Genomic DNA, 17,837 nt, shown 5'->3' on the forward strand with positions numbered 1-17,837 from the left:
GAGCTCGAGCGGATACGATGACAGGTTGTTCGACGAGTCCAGCCAGCTGGCCGTGTGCTGACCGCTCGCGCTGTCGGCAAGGCCGGAGCCCCGCCGACTGGACGAAGCGCCAGTCAGCGGGGCTTCCATCATGGTTCAACGGCCCGCCACGGCGCTGGCCGCCGCTGTCCTCGGCAGGTACGGGATCGAGCGGGTCCGCATGTCGGTGGTCGCGGAGGGCGGCTCCTTCGAGACCGACGGGCAGGGGACGCTGCTGGTCACCGAGAGCTCGGTGGTCAACCAGCGCCGCAACCCGGGCAAGAGCCGTGACGAGATCGAGGCCGAGCTCAAGAAGGCCCTCGGCGTGACCAAGGTGATCTGGTTCGCCGGCGTGCGCGACCAGGACATGACCGACGCACACGTGGACTGCCTGGTCCGCTTCGCAGCCCCCGGGGTCGTCCTGCTGGACCAGCCGTTCTCCGGCGCGCCCGCCGATGTCTGGTCGCGGTCCGCCGCCCAGGCGCGCGAGGTACTGAAGAGCGCCACGGACGCCCACGGTCGTGGTGAACGCATGCCGTATCTGGCATCGGATCGCGCCTCCTTGAGCGTGCGGCCGTCTGTGCGCACGCCTCGGCGGCTTCTAAGGTCGTCGCATGAGCGGTCACGCCGGAGGAACGCCGGATGAGTTGGGCCAGACGCTGCGTCACCTCATGGGTGAGGTGGTGTGGAACGACATGCTGGCGGAGGCTTACGAACGACGGCATCCGATCGGCAGCATGCTACTGAGGCAAGGGGAGCCCGGCACCCACGTCCTCGCGCTGCTCGGCGGAGTTGCCAAAGTGATCCGGCGCGAGAGGAGCGGAGACCGCACGCTGTTGGCGTTCCGTGGTCCCGGTGAGCTGCTGGGGGAGGTGGCGGTGCTGGACGACGGGGTGCGGTCGGCGAGTGTTCAGGCGATATCGGATTGTTCGGTCGCGGTTCTGAACAAGGCGGCGTTCCTGCGGTTCGTCACGGACCACGATCTGTTTCCCGTCATGGTTCGCTATGCCCTCGGCAGGCTCAGGGAGTCAGACCTCGCTCGTGGTGGCGGGGATGTCGTGGTCCGTTTGTCGGCCGCTCTGGTCACCCTGGCTGATGTCTCCGCAGGCTGGCCCGGATCGCAGCGTCAGCGCATCGAACTCGCCCTGACCCGTGACGAGCTGGCCCAGTACCTCGGGGTGTCTCGCAACACGGTGACTGCGGGCCTCGTCGAGCTCGGCCACCTACAGGTCCAGAGCGGACGCAAGCACATCGTGATCGGCGACCTGCCTGCCCTGCGTGACGCGGCCTCGGTGCTGCGCCACTGACATCGAGACCGGAGATCGCACCATTCCGGGGGCCTGCCCGGCCACTGATCGACGCTTCAGAGCCTCGGCTCCTGTGACGCCCGTCACCAGGCTTCCGCACTGAGCGAGCACACCGCGACACGCGTCCTCGCCAAGCTTGGAGCACGAGGTCCGTACGGAACACCGAGGAGCCCTGATGCCGCAGTTCGGCCAGTCACTACCCGAAGCCAGCGCGCTGCCCCACAGCCGGAGCCGGCGCCTCCCGCCGTACCGGGGGATCGTGGCCGTCGACGCCAAGGACTTCACCGGCTTCCCCGCCATCGAGCACGGCCTGATCAGCCAGGCGATCCCGCAACTTCTCCAGCAGTCCTTCGAGCGGGCCGACATCGCTGAGGTCTGGCACGACCGAAGGTTCCCCGCGTCCACGGGTGACGGGTACGTCTTCGGCTTCGAACCGGCGTGGATGCCGTTTTTGATTCATCCCTGGCTGCACACTCTCCAGGAGGTGCTCAGCGAGTTCAATGTGCACTCCGTGGGAACCGTGAGCATCCGCCTGCGAGTCAGCCTCCACGTCGGGCCGCTGCCCGATTCGGGCGGGGAGTTCGACGGCAACGGGACGCCGCGCAACGACACCCACCGACTGCTCGACTCCCGTCCCGTCAAGGCCATGCTGGCCGCCTCCAACGCGAGCATCACCCAGGTCGCCGCCATCCTGTCCGACCGCTGCTACCAGGACGCCGTGGCCGGCGGCTACACCGGTCGGCACCCCGACCACTTCATCGAGGTGCCGGCCACCGTCGAGGGTAAGCGGTTCGACCAGCGGGCCTGGCTGTACGTGCCCGCGCCCTCAGGCAATCTCTACGACCGCCGCATCCTGGGCGACCGCGTGGTCGACGACCAGGAGGCGGGGCGTGATGCCGCCGACGCCGACGGGCGAACGCCCAAGGGCAAGGCGGGCCTTCGGGCACCGCAGCTGTCCATGACGCAGAGGGCCGACCGGGGGAACCTCAACAACGGCACCGTGCACGGCGGTCAGAGCGTCACCAACGCCGGCGGTGACTTCGTCCGCGGCAACCTCGTTCGAGGAAATTCCTTCGGCGGCGACTATGTCGGGGGCAACAAGGCCGGCACGGTCCAGGGCAACCAGGGTGACACGGTCCACGGTGACAAGAACGAGCGCCGCGCGTGAGCGCCGGCGAGCTCAACGGCGCCGGAGCGAAGGGTGAGGGTGAGCCCGAGAGCACGGCTGAGCCCGATGGCCGGGCGTCCGGCCCGGAGAAGGACGACCACGGCACCCGGGATGTCAGCGACTTCGACGACCTCGCGGACATCGACGACGACTTTGCCAGCCTGTTCGGCATGAGGGAGACCGGGGGCCCGCGCAACGTCATCTACGCCCCTCATGGCAACATCAACACCGGTTCCGTGCACGGCGATCAGCACGTCGAGAACACCGGAGCCAACGGCGCCTACGGTGGCCAACGGGTGGAGGCGCACGAGGGACCGATCTCCGCGCTGGAGATCATGGAAGCCCAAACAGGATTCGCGGAACCCGGGTGGTTCCGCTCTGCACTGACCGAGCTCGACACTCGCATCCTCTTCCTCTCCGGAGAGCCCGGCACCGGACGGCGCACCGCGGCCTTGAACCTGCTGTACCGCCATAGTGGCCACAGCATGAACCTCCGTGCGCTCGACAGCGACGAGAACCTGTCGGCGTGGCGCCCTACCGACAGCGAGGCCCGCGGTTACCTCGTGTACGGCTTGCTCCCCAAACACCCGCTCGGGCCAGCGGTCATCGCGAACCTACGCCGCCTGTTGAGCGACGCTGACGCCCGCATGGTGATCGTGCTGCCCCACGATCCGGAGCGCATCCGAAGCCTCTCCCGGGACTTGCACGTCTCCCCGGTGCACTGCGAGCCCCCGCTGCCCCACGCGGTCTTCGACGCACGCCTCGAAGCCGCCGTGCCCGACACGGCCAGCCGGGCACGGCTGCTGGCCAGACTGGACCCGGGCCTACTGGACGCACTGCTGACCCCCGAACTAGTCCCCGCCCAGGTCGCTGAACTCGTCGCCGCGATCAGTACAGCCGGCGACGACGGCCCGGATCCCGGCGACCTTCGCGAGCGCCTCAGCTTCTTGGCGGAGGGGGAGGTGCCGGAACTGATCGACAAGCTCCGTGAGGACCCCGACGGCCTCGCCTTCCTCCTGGCCACCAGCGTCTTCGAGGGGCTCGATCACCGGATCGTCAGGGAGGAGGCCGAGCGGCTCCTCGCGCTGGCCGACGGGCGGCTGAACTCCGTCCTGCCGGAGGGCGGCGACGACGGCGAGGGGCGGCCGGGACGCCGGGAGAACCTCCAGCCGAACCCGCGATTCGTCTTCCGCCGGTCGCTGGAGGAACTCCTGCGTACCGTCCGCGCGGAGTGCGCGCCCCGGGAGAACCGGGCGAATACCGGCTTCACCTACGCGGTGGAGCCGGTGCGCTTCACTCGGCACCGGCAGGCGGAGGCCGTGCTACGGCACGTATGGCGGCAGTACGGCGAGGTGTCCAGACTGCTGACGGACTGGATGGACAACGTCCCTGACACGGAGCCCGAGTTGGCCGAGCCCGTGGGTCGCGTCATGGGGATGGCCGCAGGCTGGGGCGGTGGCCGCCGTGCACTGGTGCACATCCGCGAGCTGGCCCGGTCCGAGCGGTTCCACAGCCGCACCACCGCCGCGTACGCCCTGGGCATCGCGGCTCAGGACCCGGTCCTGGCCAGTGAGATCAAGCACCACCTCAGGAAGTGGAGCAGCGACCGCGGCTGGCAGCTGCGATCGACGGTCGCCTACGCATGCGGCACCGCCTTCGGGACATCCCGGCCGGACCTGGCGCTGTTGCTGCTGCGGCGCTGCTACCACGGACCCGACGGCGACGAGAGACGAGTTGCCTCGGCCGTCCAGCGCTCCTTGCGGGCGCTCTTCGCGGCGGGCAATCAGCCGACCGTCTTCCGCCAGATCGCTGAATGGGCGGACGGGCCCGACGCGGAACTGTCGCTCCAGGTCTTCCCGAAACTGTTGCAGGAGGACCCCTCCTGGTTCCAGGAACAGCTGCTGACCCTCGGCGAACACACCGAGACGGTCATCGACCTCGTGCGCCGGACCCTCAACGACGACAGCCTCTTCGAGGCGACCTGCCGCTCGCTGATCGGGTGGTGCCACCTGGCAGCCTGGGACGAACGGCTCCGCACTGCCCTGGAGACACTACTCATCGCGCTCGCCCACGACCTGCGCCTCGGCGTCCTGCGCCTGTTCGTCGAGATCGAGGGAGACCAGAACCCGGAACTCCCCGGAAGGCACATCGCCCGCCACACACTGGAGGCCTGGCGCCGAGGCGATCCACAGCCGTACACCCCCACGTACCTGCACGGAGGACCCGATGACCGCCGAGAATGATCAGCCCGTCTACACTCGCGCCGCATACGCCCCCTGGCGTGAGGTCCTGCGCCAGCGCTGGTCCGGGCGGCGCGACCGCGCCCTTGTGCTGCGGGACCGGGAGGGGTACCACCACCTGCTGGGGAACCGCCGCCGCACGCCCGCCGCGGAAGGTCTCGAACTGGGCCAGGACGGGCCTTGGGCCGGCCGCCTCGGACTGCGCGGATACGACTCCGCGTACCTCGTCCAACTCGACGAACGGCCGGGGACCCGGGCCGTCGCCTTCCCGACCCGGTACGGCACCGAAGCCTTGGACGTCCACGTGCTGTGGTGGGTCCATGACGCTGTACAGGCCGTGCAGACCCGGACCGCGCGCGGCTGGTATCCGGTCCGCAAGGACCTCGACCGGCGCCTGCGCCACCTGAAGGACCGCTACACCGCTGCCGGGCACGGCCTCGGTGCGTCCGAGGTGATGCAACACCTGGCCGCACCCCACCAGATGCCGGACTGCGGTCTCACCTACCGCGTCACGGACGTCTCCGCGCGGGAGAACGACACCGAACTGCGACTGGGAGAGCCCGACGGCGTGGGCCTGCCCTACGCCTGGACCGACAAGAGCCGTGAGGAGTACGACTTCTGCAAGCGCGCCGTCCAGGACGGCCCGGTGGCACTCGCGGGGCTTTGGCTCACCAGACACCCGGACGAGGTCAGCCAGGTGCTGAACTGGGCGGTCGACCACGCCGACCTGCTCCGCGGCGAGACCACCTGGCAGGACTCGGTGGCTGGCCTGTTGGGAAAGCTGACGGCGCAGGAGCAGCAGGAACTCTCCCGGCTGCTGCGCGATCGGCTCGTCGCGCTCGGGCGGTCCGTGCCCGGCCCGCAGGGCCCTGGAGTGGAGTTCGGGAAGATTCGTTCCCAGGCCAACGGCTGGGCGGGAGGCGTGGTGAACGGGAGGCCGGCATGACGCCGACGGCCTCAGCCCGCAGCGTGGCACGGGGGAGGCCACGGGGTACGCACGTCAGGCTTCGGCTGCTGTTGTCCCGGCACCCTTGCGGCCGGTCACCACACGGGGCGCTGCGCCGGCGTCGCGACGCGGTCGCCCCTCCGACCACGCCGAACCCGCGGACTGTCGCGGCGATGGAGCGCCTCATGGCCGCCAACAGCGCGGAACTCACCCGGGCGGACACCAAGGCTGCCGTACTTCTAGGCTTCACCGGAGCGGCCCTCGGCGCCTTCATCCCCCTGACCAGGAACGACGGCACCGGGGTTGTCTCCCACGCCTGGAATGCCCACCTGCTGTGGTGGACAGCCGTCCTCAGCGCGCTGCTCGCTGTCGTCTGTTTCGTGTCCGCGATCGCCCCGCGCCACCGCAAGGGCCGACGCCACGCGACGGCCGGCCCCAGCTACTTCGAGCACATCACGCCTGAGTCGGGCCACGTCCGACTGAACCGCGCCTTCGAGGATGCCGGACGCGACCCAGTCGGCCCGCTGTTCGCCTCCCTTATCGGGACCAGCGCGATCGTTCGCGCCAAATACCGCTGGATCGAGGCAGGAACGGCTCTGCTGCTTCTCGCGCTACCCCAGTTCGCCGCCGTCCTGCGGCCGGTGTGACAGAGGCCGGCAACCGTGTACGGCGAGGGGCTCCGACAGTGATCCGGACGGTGCCCCCCGCCGTGCGCGCTCGGCGGCCGCCGTCGACCCGTCTTGCTCGTCCGCCGTGACGCTCGGGGCTGGTGCTGAACTGCACCAGCCGCGACGGGCGGTGTCGGTGGTGCTTTCGGCGATCAGCGTGTTGTGGATCGTGCAGTGGACGGTTTCCGGTGTGAGCCCGCTGGTCAGGGGTTGGCCGGGTGCTCTGTCATCGCTTCCACGACTGTTGGATCAGGTGGTCAGCCCGTGCGGTACCCCGCTGGCCGGGCGGCACGGGGCGAGGAGCGATCATGGCTTCCGGGGGTCTCGGACGGTTCGCCGAGGTACGGATTCCCGGGCTGGCCCGGGTGGGAAGGAATGGCGCAGGGCATGAAGATCGTAGTGGACGACCTCTCCGGGCCGGAGATCGCGCGGTTCCTGGACGCTCATCTCCGGCAGCTGCGGTCGATCTCGCCGCCGGAGAGTGTGCACGCGCTGGATCTCGACGAGCTCCGCAGGCCGGAGGTCACGTTCTGGTCGGTGAGGGACGCGGATGCGCTGGTCGGCTGTGGTGCGATCAAGCAACTGGACGCGGGCCACGCGGAGCTCAAGTCGATGCGCACGGACGCGGCGCGCAAACGGAGCGGGATCGCCTCGCGGCTGCTCGGGCACATCGTCGCCGAGGCCGGGCGGATGGGGTTCACCCGGCTGAGCCTGGAGACCGGCTCGGAGGAGTTCTTCCTGCCGGCCAGGAAGCTGTACGAGAAGTTCGGCTTCGACTACTGCGAGCCGTTCGCCGACTACCGGCCCGACCCCAACAGCGTCTTCATGACGAGGACGCTCGCCGGGACGCCCGGGGTCTGACTCCGGCCGCCGTCAAGGGGATCGCGCACTGCCCGGCCGACCGTCCTCGACGTTCCGTGGTCCGGACCTCGTGGGGCGGCCGACGGTGTCCGCTCCGGGGGCGTGCGGTTCCTCGGCGGCCGGACGGCGCGAAATACCGTCGTTCGGAAAGCGCGTTCCTGACGCGTGGTCACATTTCCGGAAACGAGCAGGACGATGGAATCCTCCACACCGCGGGGGACCACTCCACCGGCCCGCGCTATCCGCGACCCGGCTTTGCGAACGCATGACCATATTCCCGTGGTGCGCGTCGGATTCGCAGACCATACTCCATCTCCCTGTCCTTCCACATCCCCAATCCCTTCCCTTTCGCGACCGTTTTCGCCGGTCGCCGGCCTCCTCCGGTTGCGGTACGAGACAGTAGGGTCACCAAAATCGCCGGGAAATAACAATTCCCTTTCGAGGGCTGTCTGAAATTCTGCCGGGGGCCTAGGCTGCGGCGCGTGTCGATCTTTCGAAGACTTCGCGCTTCCGGCCCGCGCCTCCTGCCGGAACTCGACGACGTCGAACTCGGTCGCGTGCGGCGACAGTTGAATTCCTCCGGGATGCCGGGCCAGTACGACATTCAGATTGGCCAGGTCGAGCGGCTTCTGCAGGAGGCCGGTACGGACTGGGACCGTCGTGCGCACCGGTTCGCCGTGCTCGCCGAGGCCGCCGCGCCGTCGGCGCTGGCCCGTTCCTGGCGGATGCGCCGGTCGCGGGGCGCCGACCCGCTGGTATTCGAGGCGTGGGTCGAGTTGGTCCGCGGTCGGCACGCGGGACGGATGGAGGACGTCCGGGCCGCCGCCGACAACTGCTACCGCGCTGCCGACGCCCGCCCCGAGGACCCCACGCCCTGGGTGGTGCTGCTCGGGATCCTGCGCCTGGCGCGCGTCGAGTCGCGCAAGCTGTTCGCGGTCTGGCACGAGGTGACCTCGCGCGACCCCTGGAACCGCGAGGCCCATCTGCAGATGCTGCGCTACCTGTCGCCGGAGGAGTGCGGCTCGCGCGGCGGCCAGCTGGAGTTCGTGAACGCCGTGCGGGGCGCGGTACCGCCGGCCGCACCGGCCGTAGGTGTCGAACTGACCGCGCTGGTCGACGAGCACGCCCGCACTGCCGCGCGTGGCGGCGTCGAGGCGCTGCTGGTCCGCCGCCAGTGGGCGAGCAACCGGGCCACCGCCGCGCTGAACACCGCTGTGGCCGTCTGGCCCCGCCCCGGCCACCTGCGGCACGCGGCCGCCCTGGCCGACCTCAACCTGCTCGCCTTCGCCCTGGCACAGGCCGGCCGCGTGCAGGAGAGTACGGACACCTTCCGCCTGCTCGGTGACACGGTCACCGCCTGGCCGTGGGTGCTCGACGGCGACCCGCTCCGGCAGTTCGGCTACTGGCAGTCCAGGGCGCTGAGCTGACACCGGTCGCATCGGCTGGCGGGACGCAGTGCGGCAGTGCGGCCGCGATCCCGGCAGCGAGCGGGGCGTAACCGGGCGCGCCCCGGCCCGATCGCCGCACCGCCCGGTCCTGACACCCTCGAGCACATCCCGTTCCTGGGCTTCCAACTGGTGGTCGTCGCTGCGCCGCACCACGCCGGCGCCCGGCTGGACCGTGCCCCGGGCGGCCGGCTGTACCTGCCGATCGGCCGACTGTCCCGGGAGCACTGGCTGCTCGGGCCGGGCGGGCTCGACCCCGGCACGCCCGGCGGCGCGTTCCTGACCCGGCACGGCGTCGGCGACGCCGACGCGTCGATCTTCCCGAGCGCCAGCGCGGCCCTGAGCGCGGTCATGGCCGGCGACGGGCTGTCGCTGGCCGTGCTCCACCTGGTCCGCGACGAGCTGCGCCACGGCACGCTCACCGTGGTCGCCGTCCCCGGCACCCCGGTCAACGGCGTGCTGCGGGCCGCCGCCCTGAGCGGTGACCGGCGCTCGCCGGCCGCCTCCGCGCTGTGCCGGTTCCTGACCACGCCGGCCGCCGTGCGGAGTCTGCTGAACCCGGCCACCGGCGTGCCGGTGGACCACTACCGGCCGACCGTCCGGGTGAGCCTGTGGAGCTGACCGGGCACCGCCCCACCGGGAATCGCCGGGTCGCCGGGAACCGTTGGAAGGTACGTCGAGCGCCGGATTCCCCGGGGCACCGGGCAGGTCCGGGCAAGGAGGACCGTCCACATGGAGTTCACCAACGAGTTCCGCGTGCGCCTGCCGGTGGAAGCGGCCTGGGACCTCTTCACCGACGTCGAGCGGATCGCCCCGTGCATGCCGGGAGCGGAGCTCACCGAGGTCGACGGCGATCGGTTCCACGGCACGGTCAAGGTGCGGGTCGGCGCGGTGACCGTCCAGTACCGGGGCACGGCCGCGGTCGACGAACTGGACGGGGCGAACCGCACCGCGCGGCTCACCGCCTCCGGACGCGACACCCACGGCCAGGGCAACGCCGAGGCGCACATCACCGCGACCCTGGCGCCGGACGGCGACGGCACCCGGGTGACGGTGGAGACCCGGCTCAGCGTCACCGGGAAGGTGGCCCAGTTCGGCAAGGGTGTGATCACGGACATCAGTCGCAAGCTGCCGGACCAGTTCGTGGCCTGCCTGGAGGAGCGGCTGGCCGCCGAGCGGGGGAGCGGAAGCGAGGACAGGGCCAAGGACGAGGCCGCGCCGGCCGCGGAGCCCGCGGCCGCCCCGTCGAAGACGCCCGGGAGCGAGCCGCTGGACCTGCTCGCCGTGGCGCGCGGTCCGGTGGTCAAGCGCCTGGTGCCGGTCGTCCTCGCCGTCACGGTCCTGCTGGGCGTCGTGCGCCGACTGCGGCGGACCTGCCGGCGCGCGTGAGGAGCCACCATGCGTGACGTCCTGGACAAGGTCTACCCGTGGTACCAGGCGGGCGAGAGCTTCGGGCTCGCCACCGTGGTCAGCACCTTCCGCAGCGCGCCGCGCCGGCCGGGTGCGGCGATGGCGGTGTCCGCCTCCGGCACCGTGGTCGGCAGCGTCTCGGGCGGCTGCGTCGAGGGCGCGGTGTACGAGGAGGCCGAGGCGGCCCGGACTACGGGACGCCCGGTGCTGCGTACCTACGGGGTGAGCGACGACGACGCCTTCGAGGTGGGGCTGACCTGCGGCGGCACGATCCAGATCTTCGTCGAACCGGTGTCCCGCCGGACCTTTCCCGAACTGCCGGACGTGGTGGCCTCGTTGAGCGCCGGTGAGCCCGTCGCGGTGGCCACCGTGGTGACCGGGGCGGACGACGGGGCGGGCGCGCTCGGGAGCCGCCTGGTCGTCTGGCCGGACCGCTCCTCGGACACCCTCGGGTCGGCCGCGCTGGACCGCGCGGTGGGCCTCGACGTCCGCGGCCTGCTCGACCACGGCACGACCATGCTGCGCCACTACGACACCGTGGGCCGATGCCTGGACGGCGCGGAGAGGGCCGAGCCCGGCGGGCTGACCGTGTTCGTCGAGTCTTTCGTCCCGCGGCCGCGCCTGCTGGTGTTCGGTGCGATCGACTTCGCCGCCGCGGTCGCCGAATTGGGGTCGTTCCTGGGCTACCGCGTCACGGTGTGCGACGCGCGGCCGGTGTTCGCCACTGCCTCCCGCTTCCCGCACGCGGACGAGGTCGTGGTGCGCTGGCCGCACGAGTACCTGGCCGAGGAGGCCGGGGCGGGCCGGGTCGACGACCGCACGGTGGTGGCCGTGCTGACCCACGACCACAAGTTCGACGTGCCGCTGCTGACGACCGCGCTGCGGCTGCCGCAACTCGCCTACGTCGGCGCGCTCGGCTCCCGGCGCACCCACCGTGAGCGGCTCGCCTGCCTGCGCGAAGCCGGCCTGGAGGAACGGGAGTTGGCCCGGCTGTCGGCTCCCGCCGGGCTCGACCTCGGCGCCCGCACGCCGCAGGAGACGGCGGTCTCCATCGCTGCCGAGATCATCGCCGCCCGCTGGGGCGGCACCGGCCGGCCGCTCACCCGGACCGACGGTCCGATCCACACCGCCACCGCGCCGGACGAACGGCCACCGGCCCCGGTCGAAGCCGGCTGACCGCCCAGTCCGATCGGCTGCCGGCCATTGCGGCCGCGCAGGTGACGCGGCAGCGGACGTGGCAGGCCCCGACCGATCCGCCACCCCGCGAGGACCACGCCAGACCTCACCGCCGGGCAGCACACACGGCGCCGGTCCCGCTCGGCACACCACAGCTCCTCCACGACTCCTCCGTCCGGTCGGCGCACGGCGCGACGGATCCGGCGCGCGTCGTACAATTCGCCGCCGGGTGGCTGCGCATCCGGACGACCGGTCTACCCGAAAAGCGAACTCGCCTGTGTGCGAAGGGTTTTGCGGATGCATGCGAAGCATCCGAATCGTGACCTGCGATCCGTCTCGGGCGGGAACCCGAGGCCCTGACGTTCACGTCGCCGACAACGCCGTGGCACGTCGCGGCGGCCGCGCACCCGACGTCCGTCCGGACGGCGCGGCGCTGCTCGCCGGATCCGAGAGAGACCAAGAGAGAGACTGAGGATGAACGGCCAGACCGAGGGCACGGCGGCGGAGGCCGACGGCCTGTGGACGCTGCCCGGCTACACCCATGAGCGCGAGCTCGGCGCCGGGGCGAGCGGGCGGGTGGTGCTGGCCCGGCACGACGCCACCGGCACGCGGGTCGCCGTCAAGTACCTGAGCGCGGCGGTCGGTGACACCACCTCCTTCCGCAACGAGGCCGTGCTGCTCGGCGGCCTGCGCTCGCCCCAGGTGGCCGCGCTGTACGAGTACGTGGAGAGCCCCCGGGGCGCCGCGATCGTGATGGAGCTGGTGGACGGCGTCGCGCTGCGCGGGCTGCTGAGCCAGGAGGGCGCCACCTCGCCGGAGGCGGCGCTGGTGGTGCTCAAGGGGTCCCTGCTCGGCCTGGCCGCCGCGCACGCGGCCGGTGTGGTGCACCGCGACTACAAGCCGGAGAACGTGCTGGTCGCGGCCGACGGATCGTCCAAGCTGGTGGACTTCGGCATCGCGGTACGCAGCGGCGAACGGCCGGGCGTCGCCGGCACCCCCGTTTACATGGCCCCCGAGCAGTGGGCGGGCGAGCCGGCCTCGCCGTCCGGCGACGTGTACGCGGCCACGGCGACCTTCTTCGAATGCCTCACCGGTACCAAGCCCTACAGCGGCACGACGCTGGCGGAGCTGGCGATCAAGCACACCGAGGCACCCATCCCCGACGAGCTGGCGCCGGAGCCGGTCCGGCCGCTGATCCGGGCCGGCCTGGCGAAGACACCCGGGGAACGCCCGCAGAGCGCGGCCGCGCTGGTGGAGGAGCTCGAACGGGTGGCCAGTTCCGAGTACGGCGAGGACTGGGAGGAGCGCGGGCGAGGGGTGCTCGCGGCGCTGGTGGCACTGCTGCCCCTGCTGCTCCCCTCCGCCGGTGGCACGGGTGCGGGAGGCACCACGCTGGCCACCACCGTGCTGGACGGCGGCCCGGACCCGGCCGCGACTACCGCCGCCGACGTCGAGCCCGCTCGGCGTCCTCGGCTGAGCCGCAGGGCCAGCCTCGCGGCGGGTGCCGTGGGCGTCACGCTGGTGGCCGGGACGATGGCCGCAGTCGCGGTCGCAGGCAGCGTGGATGCCGCGCACGTGACGTCCGTGGCTGCTCCGGCACCGGAACTGACGACCTCGCTGGCGCCTACGGCGAGCGCGTCCTCGACCGAGCCGTCCGCGAGCGGTTCACCCTCCGTCTCGGTGACCGCGTCGACGTCGCCGTCGTCCTCGACGAGCGCCACGCCCGGAGTGACGGCTACGGCGACCACCCGGACCGGATCGAGCACTGCCGGCCCGGCCGCCACCGACCCACCTGCGCCGGCCCCCGGGACGGTGACGGACCCGACGGCCACCACCACGGGTCCGACCCCGCCGAGCCTGCCGAGCCCGCCGAGCCCGCCTACGCCCTCGCCGGCCCCGACGCCGCTGCGCGTCATCTCGGTGAGCATCTCCTCGTACGGCTGCTACGGGAACTACGGCACCAAGGGCACCGTCAACGTCACCACCAACGGCGCCAACACCGGGACCCTTGCTGTAAGTTGGATAGACGGCGGGTCATCCCGGAAGGTCGTCGCGACCCAGAGCCTCACACTCGCCAAGGGCCAGACCAACGCTTCGTTCCCGGTCAGCCACACCTTCGCGGACAACGCGACCGCGTGGGGCCTACAGGTCAGCACCGCCCCCGCCGCACTCCGGGGCCAGGGCAGCTACCAAGAGGTCTACGCCTACCTCTGCAACCCGCCCCGCTGACACCCCCTCCGCAGACCACACCGCACCACCCGCCAGGAAGAGACCATGACCACACCTCAGGAGCGCCCGGCCACGGAGACCGTCCCGGAGCCGGACCGCACGATGCGCCTCGACAGACCGTCCCCGCCCGACCCTGCCGCCGCCGCGACGGTGCGGCTCGCGTCTGCCGATGTACGCGGCGTCGGTGAGGATGTCGAGCTCGATACGGTTGCCACTGTGGAGCTGGAGCCGTCGGCTGCTGCGGCGACGGTGCGGCTCGCGTCTGCTGACGTGCGTGCGGTCGGTGAGGAAGCCGAAAGCGCCACGCTGCTCGACGAGGAGGCCTGGGCCACCCCAGCCGCCACGGTCGAATTGTCGGCCGCCACCGTCGAGACGACGGCCGAAGCACCCCTCGAGGCCACTCTCGAAGCGACCGTCCCGGCACCGGCGGGGTCGTCGGAGCCGACGGGCGAACCTCGGGCCGACGGGCTGCGCCGGTTCGGCCCCGGTGTGCCGAGCGCCACCGCGGACGTTCCGGCGCTCGCCGCAGCCGTGTGGCACGGCACCGCCCGGCCCGGCGAGCCGGCGGCCGCGGAAGCCCCACGGCCAGCCCGGAGGCGCCTGGGGTGGCTGCTGCCGTTGCTGGTCCTGCTCGCCGTGCTGGGCTATCTGGCCTGGCAGGGCTCCGCGCAGCCGCTCTCGGTGACCGCGGTCTCGGTCCGCGCGGACCCGGCCGGTCCGTCCTGCGACGGCACCGCTACGGTCATCGGCACCCTGCGGACGAAGGGCCGGGCCGGCACGGTCTCCTACCGCTGGCGCCGCAGCGACGGCACGGTCTCCGCCGAGATCGCCCAGCCGGTGCCGAAGGGCAGCCACCAGACGGACGTGGTGCTCCGCTGGACCTTCGAGGGAAAGGGGACCATGGCGGCCACGGCGACCCTGGAGGTGCTCTCCCCGGACTCCCGTACTGCCTCGGCCTCCTTCACCTACACCTGCCACTGAGTCACCGGCCGCCGATGCCCCGGCCGCCGATGCCCCGACCGCCGATGCCCCGACCGCCCGCACCGGACTGCTGCAGGCGGTCGTGGCCGCTCAGTGCCCTGACGTCCGCGCCCTCCGCACCGGGGCACGCGCGGAATGGCCACCACACTCCGTTCACGCACCAGTGTGCGGAACGAGGAAGGGCCCTCGGGTGTGGGGACGGAGCCGGTCACGGGGTGAGGGCAGTGGAACCGGGCCATGGTGCGTACCCGTCCGCCGACGGAGCTGCCGGTGTGGTCAGCGCAGTCGGTGGCGTCTCCTACGATGACCGCCATGGACACAGCGGGGGCGGAGCAGCGCCTCATCGACGGGCGGTTCGAACTGCTGCAACAGCTCGGTGGCGGCGGCATGGGCCTGGTCTGGCGGGCACGCGACAACGCGCTGCAACGTGAGGTGGTGCTCAAGGAGGTCCGCCCGCCGGACCCGGCCATGGCGGCGGCCGATCCGGCCCAGGCGCGGCAGCTGCGCGAACGGGTGCTGCGCGAGGCGCGGGCGCTCGCCCGGCTCCAGCACCCGAACGTGGTGGTGATCCATCACATCGTGGACACCCCGGAACACCCGCACCCCTGGCTGGTGATGGAGCTGGTGGCCGGCGGCAGTCTGGCCGACCGGTTGGCCGAGGGGCCGCTCGACGTGGCGGAGGCGGCCCGGACCGGCCGCGGCGTGCTGTCCGCGCTTCGGGCCGCGCACGCCGGCGGCATCCAGCACCGGGACGTCAAGCCCGGCAACGTGCTGCTGCGCCCCGACGGCACGCCGGTGCTGGCCGACTTCGGCATAGCCGCGATCCAGGACGCGACCGCCCTGACCGCGACCGGCGCGCTGATCGGCTCACCCGAGTACATCGCGCCGGAACGGATCCGCGGCCAGGAGGGAAATCCGTCCTCCGACCTGTGGTCGCTCGGCATGATGCTGTACGTCGCCGTCGAGGGCCGCCACCCGCTGCGTCGGGCGACCACGCTCGCCACGCTCGCCGCCGTGCTCGATGAGCCGCTGCCACCCCCGGTTCGCGCGGGGCGGCTCGGCCCGCTGCTGACCGCGCTGCTCGCCAAGGACCCGGCGGCCCGCCCGGACGCCGAGCAGCTCGACCGGATGCTCGCGGCGGCTGAGTTCGACGGCGCTGCCTTCGAAGACCGCGCCGCCTTCGAAGACCGCGTTCCGCAGGCCGTCGTCGCCGCGCCGCCGCCCGGTGGCGCCGCATTGCCTGCGGACCGGATGCCGCCTGGCTTCGCCGCGCCGCCGCCCGACCCGGCGGCGCAGAACTTCCGGCCGGTTCCGAGCACCCCCGCCAAGCCCTCGGCGGCCGCCCGCCGGGGCCGGACGGTCGCCGCCACGGGGGTGGTCACCGCCGTTGTGCTGGCCGGTGTCGTCGCCCTGCTCCTGAATCAGGGCGGCGCGACAGCGGCGCACGGCACCACCGCGGGCTCGACGACCGGTACGACGACCACGGTCACCAGCAGTCCGGACCCGGCCGGCGCCGGCGCACCTGCCGCCTTGCCGCCGTCGGAATCCCCGGGCGGGGCGAACCTGCTGACGCCGGGCGGTGTGCGCCGGACGATCGACGCGCTACACCCGTACCTCTCCGGCGGCAAGGCCTACCAGCTCGTCGTCTACCCCGACTACGCCATCGCCCAGGTGCCCACCGCCGCCGGCGCCAAGTTCTACGACGAGGTCAACTACCGTGACGGCAAGGCGGTCCGCTCGGTGGGCGGTGAGCTCACGCCCGACGAGAAGGCCATCGGTCTGCAGGACTTCGACTGGGACGTCCTGCCGGCCCTGTTGCAGAAGGCCCAGGACACCCTGAACGTCGCCCATCCGACCAGCCGTTACCTCATCATCGAGGCCGACATGTTCGACGGCTCGCCCAGTGTCAAGGTCTACCTCTCCGACGACTACGGCAGCGGCTACCTGGAGGCGGACCCGAAGGGCAACGTGACGCGGACCTACCCGCGCAGCTCCTGAAGGCCGGCACGGTACACCTCCAGCTCGCGGGAACCGCCTCGCCACGGCCGGTGGGCAACGTGGTACGACAGGGTCAGGCCAGTTCCGTCGGCACGGAGCGCAGGTCGCGCAGGGTGGCCGTGAGTGCCCAGGCGAGCAACACCAGTGCCGCCCCGGCCGCCACGGCCACACGATCGGGGCGGTGTCCTTCACGCTCTTCCTCGTCGCCGCGAGGCCGATGGCCGGCGTCCGCAGAGCGGCAACCGGCGTCGCGCGTCACGGCACGCCGTCAACGCGGCGGCACTCGCCATCGCGGTCTCAGGAGCGTTCCGCGACCCCATCTGGACGCTGGTCGGGCAGGGCACCCAGCTCGACCCGCTCGCCCAGCTCGCAGCATTCGTCTTCGTCAGCGCCCTGCTCGTCGGTGCCGTCACGTTCGGCGTCTCGATCGCCGGGGGACGAACGGTCTGAGCGGTGCCGGTCAGGGGCCTCCCCGTACGACCGCGGACTTCCCCTCCGTGGGGGCGGCGAGACGGTCGAGCCTGTGATGAACGGGCACGATCGGCTCGTGCCCACCCCGCGTCAGGAGTCGTCGTCCACCGCATCGCTGTCGAAGCCGCCAAGATAGGGAATCCTGTGAAGGACAGCCCACGAAGCTCCGGGCGCAGGCTGGCCACCCGGCGCCGCAACCTCGAACTCTTCATGCTGGCTGCGGCGGTCCTGGTCTGCCTGGTGGGCTACGTGACCGCCAACGAGGCGATGAACCACGCGCTGCCCAAGGGCCTGCTGGTCTACGGCCTCAGCCTGCCACCGCTGGCCCTGGGGTTGCACCTGGCGGTCCGGCGCTTCGCCCCGTACGCGGACCCGCTGATCCTGCCGCTGGCCGTCTTCCTGACCGGCTTGGGACTGGTGCTGCTCAGCCGGCTGGACCAGTCCTACGCGCTCTTCCACGCCGCCAAGGGCGACATTCAGAAGAGCCCGGCGGCCCCGGACCAGGTGATGTGGGTATGGGTCGCCGCCACGGCCGCGGCTGCCGTGATCGTCGTCATCAAGCACCACCGGATCTTCCAGCGCTACGTCTACCTGCTGATGACCGGGGCGCTGATCCTGCTGGCGGCACCGGCTTTCTTCCCCGGTGACGTCAACGGCGCCAAGCGGTGGATCAAGCTCCCCGGGATCACTGTCGAACCGGACGAGTTCGTCAAGGTGGCCATCACCGTCTTCTTCGCCGGGTACCTGATGGCCAACCGGGACGCGCTCGCGCTGACCGGGCGGAAGGTCTGGGGCATGAACCTTCCGCGCGGACGCAACGCGGGCCCGGTGCTCGCCATCTGGGTGGTCAGCCTGCTGGTGCTGATCTTCGAGCGCGACCTCGGCACCTCGCTGATCTTCTTCGGCGTCTTCGTCGTGA

At 71.7% G+C, this 17,837-nt stretch carries 14 protein-coding genes and 1 pseudogene; all 15 read left to right on the forward strand.

Annotated features, from left to right (window positions below; all coding sequences use genetic code 11):
- Positions 1-163: 163 nt before the first annotated feature.
- Positions 164-541, forward strand: a pseudogene (locus ABD369_RS34670) (agmatine deiminase family protein); the annotation flags it as partial.
- A 91-nt stretch (positions 542-632) separates the two neighbouring features.
- Positions 633-1,325: a Crp/Fnr family transcriptional regulator gene (locus ABD369_RS34675; protein ID WP_344640607.1), complete on the forward strand. Its 693-nt coding sequence runs from the start codon at positions 633-635 to the stop codon at positions 1,323-1,325.
- Positions 1,326-1,500: 175 nt separating this feature from the next.
- Positions 1,501-2,493: a hypothetical protein gene (locus ABD369_RS34680; protein WP_344640608.1), complete on the forward strand. Its 993-nt coding sequence runs from the start codon at positions 1,501-1,503 to the stop codon at positions 2,491-2,493.
- Positions 2,490-4,736: a hypothetical protein gene (locus tag ABD369_RS34685; RefSeq protein WP_344640609.1), complete on the forward strand. Its 2,247-nt coding sequence runs from the start codon at positions 2,490-2,492 to the stop codon at positions 4,734-4,736. Before ABD369_RS34680 ends, ABD369_RS34685 begins: the two co-directional genes overlap by 4 nt.
- Positions 4,720-5,679, forward strand: a complete 960-nt coding sequence (locus ABD369_RS34690) for a hypothetical protein (protein ID WP_344640610.1) — start codon at positions 4,720-4,722, stop codon at positions 5,677-5,679. The genes ABD369_RS34685 and ABD369_RS34690 overlap by 17 nt, the downstream gene beginning before the upstream one ends.
- Positions 5,680-5,864: 185 nt before the next feature.
- Complete coding sequence (locus ABD369_RS34695) at positions 5,865-6,326, forward strand: Pycsar system effector family protein (RefSeq protein WP_344640611.1); 462 nt, start codon at positions 5,865-5,867, stop codon at positions 6,324-6,326.
- A 408-nt stretch (positions 6,327-6,734) separates the two neighbouring features.
- Positions 6,735-7,208: a GNAT family N-acetyltransferase gene (locus ABD369_RS34700; RefSeq protein WP_344640612.1), complete on the forward strand. Its 474-nt coding sequence runs from the start codon at positions 6,735-6,737 to the stop codon at positions 7,206-7,208.
- Positions 7,209-7,690: 482 nt separating this feature from the next.
- On the forward strand, positions 7,691-8,635 hold the full coding sequence (locus tag ABD369_RS34705; protein ID WP_344640613.1) for a hypothetical protein: 945 nt from the start codon (positions 7,691-7,693) through the stop codon (positions 8,633-8,635).
- 36 nt (positions 8,636-8,671) lie between these two features.
- Positions 8,672-9,274 carry a LysR substrate-binding domain-containing protein gene (locus ABD369_RS34710; RefSeq protein WP_344640614.1) on the forward strand — a complete coding sequence of 201 codons (603 nt, stop codon included), beginning with the start codon at positions 8,672-8,674 and terminating at the stop codon, positions 9,272-9,274.
- A 111-nt stretch (positions 9,275-9,385) separates the two neighbouring features.
- A complete protein-coding gene (locus ABD369_RS34715; protein WP_344640615.1) occupies positions 9,386-10,042 on the forward strand; it encodes an SRPBCC family protein in 657 nt (218 codons plus the stop codon).
- A gap of 9 nt (positions 10,043-10,051) precedes the next feature.
- Positions 10,052-11,239, forward strand: a complete 1,188-nt coding sequence (locus tag ABD369_RS34720) for an XdhC family protein (protein ID WP_344640616.1) — start codon at positions 10,052-10,054, stop codon at positions 11,237-11,239.
- A gap of 474 nt (positions 11,240-11,713) precedes the next feature.
- A complete protein-coding gene (locus tag ABD369_RS34725; protein ID WP_344640617.1) occupies positions 11,714-13,468 on the forward strand; it encodes a serine/threonine-protein kinase in 1,755 nt (584 codons plus the stop codon).
- Between the two features lie 45 nt (positions 13,469-13,513).
- The gene (locus ABD369_RS34730) at positions 13,514-14,449 is read left to right on the forward strand and encodes a hypothetical protein (protein ID WP_344640618.1); all 936 of its coding nucleotides are present in this window, start codon (positions 13,514-13,516) and stop codon (positions 14,447-14,449) included.
- A gap of 312 nt (positions 14,450-14,761) precedes the next feature.
- Positions 14,762-16,447 carry a serine/threonine-protein kinase gene (locus ABD369_RS34735; protein ID WP_344640619.1) on the forward strand — a complete coding sequence of 562 codons (1,686 nt, stop codon included), beginning with the start codon at positions 14,762-14,764 and terminating at the stop codon, positions 16,445-16,447.
- 615 nt (positions 16,448-17,062) lie between these two features.
- Positions 17,063-17,837, forward strand: a 775-nt coding sequence (locus ABD369_RS34740) for an FtsW/RodA/SpoVE family cell cycle protein (RefSeq protein WP_344640620.1), incomplete at its 3' end; no start/stop codon positions are given.

Source organism: Kitasatospora cystarginea, assembly GCF_039533515.1.
In the GTDB taxonomy this organism is placed as follows: domain Bacteria; phylum Actinomycetota; class Actinomycetes; order Streptomycetales; family Streptomycetaceae; genus Kitasatospora; species Kitasatospora cystarginea.

Excerpts from the sequence above, each read along its gene's own strand:
- ABD369_RS34675 (WP_344640607.1), top strand. The coding sequence starts at position 633 with ATGAGCGGTCACGCCGGAGGAACGCCGGATGAGTTGGGCCAGACGCTG.
- ABD369_RS34680 (WP_344640608.1), top strand. The coding sequence starts at position 1,501 with ATGCCGCAGTTCGGCCAGTCACTACCCGAAGCCAGCGCGCTGCCCCAC.
- ABD369_RS34690 (WP_344640610.1), top strand. The coding sequence starts at position 4,720 with ATGACCGCCGAGAATGATCAGCCCGTCTACACTCGCGCCGCATACGCC.
- ABD369_RS34695 (WP_344640611.1), top strand. The coding sequence starts at position 5,865 with ATGGCCGCCAACAGCGCGGAACTCACCCGGGCGGACACCAAGGCTGCC.
- ABD369_RS34700 (WP_344640612.1), top strand. The coding sequence starts at position 6,735 with ATGAAGATCGTAGTGGACGACCTCTCCGGGCCGGAGATCGCGCGGTTC.
- ABD369_RS34715 (WP_344640615.1), top strand. The coding sequence starts at position 9,386 with ATGGAGTTCACCAACGAGTTCCGCGTGCGCCTGCCGGTGGAAGCGGCC.
- ABD369_RS34720 (WP_344640616.1), top strand. The coding sequence starts at position 10,052 with ATGCGTGACGTCCTGGACAAGGTCTACCCGTGGTACCAGGCGGGCGAG.
- ABD369_RS34725 (WP_344640617.1), top strand. The coding sequence starts at position 11,714 with ATGAACGGCCAGACCGAGGGCACGGCGGCGGAGGCCGACGGCCTGTGG.
- ABD369_RS34730 (WP_344640618.1), top strand. The coding sequence starts at position 13,514 with ATGACCACACCTCAGGAGCGCCCGGCCACGGAGACCGTCCCGGAGCCG.
- ABD369_RS34735 (WP_344640619.1), top strand. The coding sequence starts at position 14,762 with ATGGACACAGCGGGGGCGGAGCAGCGCCTCATCGACGGGCGGTTCGAA.